The sequence below is a fragment of the Dactylosporangium sp. NPDC049140 genome, assembly GCF_040648435.1.
Genome location: NZ_JBEZDS010000145.1, coordinates 1 through 1,979 on the forward strand (window position 1 = coordinate 1; position 1,979 = coordinate 1,979).

2 protein-coding genes are annotated in these 1,979 nt (G+C 70.6%); both read right to left on the reverse strand.

Annotation, left to right across the window (positions count from 1 at the left end):
• Positions 1 to 387: hypothetical protein (locus AB0B76_RS58880; RefSeq protein WP_360395157.1), on the reverse strand; the 387-nt coding region annotated here is incomplete at its 3' end.
• A gap of 35 nt (positions 388 to 422) precedes the next feature.
• Positions 423 to 1,979 (reverse strand): carboxypeptidase-like regulatory domain-containing protein (locus AB0B76_RS58885; protein WP_360395160.1); only part of this gene is annotated, 1,557 nt, incomplete at its 5' end.

Consider the following 1,979-nt stretch of genomic DNA (forward strand, 5'->3'; position numbering starts at 1 on the left):
CTTCGACGCCTGCTGGTCCAGGACCTCGACGTGCACCTTGCCCGGGATCGGCACGCTCGCCGCCCCGATCGTCCGCGCCTGCCGCGTCGTCGTCGGCGCGGTGATCGTCACCGGGCCGCCCGCCACCTTCACCGCGGCCGGATCCATGTCGGTCGCCGACGCGCCGGGCCAGACCGGGGCCGGGTTGTCCTGCGCCTTCTTCGTGGTGTCCTTAACCGGCTTCCCCGCCGGTACCGACTTCGTCTTCACGCTCGGCACCTTCGCGGCGCCGGCCGGGGTGAACGGCTTGGCCGGGCCCGCGAACGCCGGCGCCTGCACGCCGAGCGCCACCAACAAGGCCAGGGGCAGGCCCAGCAGGAGACCCCGCCGGAACTTCGAGTCACGCACCAGCGACCTCCGGAGCTGAATGGCGGACATGGCGGTCACGCGACCGGCGGGGTGTAGATGACGGCCCGGCTGTCGACGAGCGCGTCGCGGAACGAGGAGTAGGTCTGCCCGACGGTCCCGTCGGCGTTCTCGATGCCGACGACCGTCCCGAGCCCGCGTTCGTAGGCGTTGTCGAGGCCGGCGTAGTTGAAGGTGATCGTGCCGTTCTCGGCGATGAGCACCTCGGCGTTGACGCGTCGCGACGTGTTGCCGAAGAGGTACATGTCGCGCCACTCGATGACGAACTTGCGGTTCGGCGCGGAGCCGACGACCGCGGTCCGGACGCTGGAGCTGCCGTCCAGGACCAGGTCGTCCCAGAACGGGTACAGCGCGGCGTTCGGGCCGGTCGGATCGGGTAGCGCGGCCCGCGCATCCGGCACCTCGTAGCCGGGATCGGTGAAGCTGACGAAGCCGTTGGCCGAAACCCACGCGCTGGTGTACGTCTGGCCGTAGAACGTCACCGGGAACGGCAGCGTTATCGGGGTGTGCGCGTCGTCGTCGACGATCCCCAGGACCGTGGTGTCGGCCGGCACGAACGCCTGCGTCGCCGTGGTGCACGTGTAGCCGAACTCGTCCGGCACCGGGGCGAGGGCCAGGTTCGCCACGGTCGGCCCGGACACGTGCCCGGTGACCGCGGCCGTGGCGCAGCCGTCCACCGTGGACACGCTGAACCCGCCCTCCTCCACGGAGGCGAACGCGTAGCTGCCGTCGCTCGCCGACGTGGTCGTGAGGCCCTGGGGCTGCAGCGACACGGTGAGCCCGGCGGCGGGAGCGCCGTTGCGGGTCACGGTGCCGGTCACGGCCCCGGTGCCGATCGGCTGGGCGTCGAGCGGGTAGTCGATGAGCACGGCCTTGTCGTTGTCGAGGATGGGCTGGTTGTAGAGGTACTGCAGCCCGTACTCGCCGCCGGTGCTCTCGATGCCGACTGTCGCGTCCAGACCCTTCTCGGTGTCGTCGGCGTCGATGTCGGCGTAGTTGAAGGCGATGTCGCCGTTCTCGGACAGGATCGCCTCGAACGTGACCCGCTTCGGCGTGCCCCACATCTCGACGTTGCGCCACTCGACGATGTACTGCCGGTTCGGGAACGCCCCGGTGAGCTCGGTGCGGACGCTGGCGCTGCCGTCGACGATCAGGTCCCGCCAGAACGGTGCGACGATCGCGTTCGGGGCCGCCGCCTGCGGGATGGCCGCGCCGGCGGAGGCGTCGCCCGCCGCGCTCGGGTCGGCGAAGGCGATGAAGCCGTTCGTCGACACCCACGCGGTGGAGGAGTTGTGACCGTAGAACGGCATCACGAACGGCAGCGCGACCTGGGTGGTGGCGTCGTCGCCGCTGAGGTTGAGCAGGCTGCCGTCGGCGGGGTCGAACGCCTGGCTCTGCGTCGTGCAGGTGTACCCGAAGATGTCGGACTGCGGGTACAGCGCCAGGTCCACGTACGTCTGCCCGGTGACCACGACCTCCGTGCTGGCGTACAGCCCGCAGGCGTCGCCGACCGCGGTCGACACCGTGTAGGTGCCGGCGGTGAGGCCGGTGAACTCGTAGTAGCCGTTCGCGTC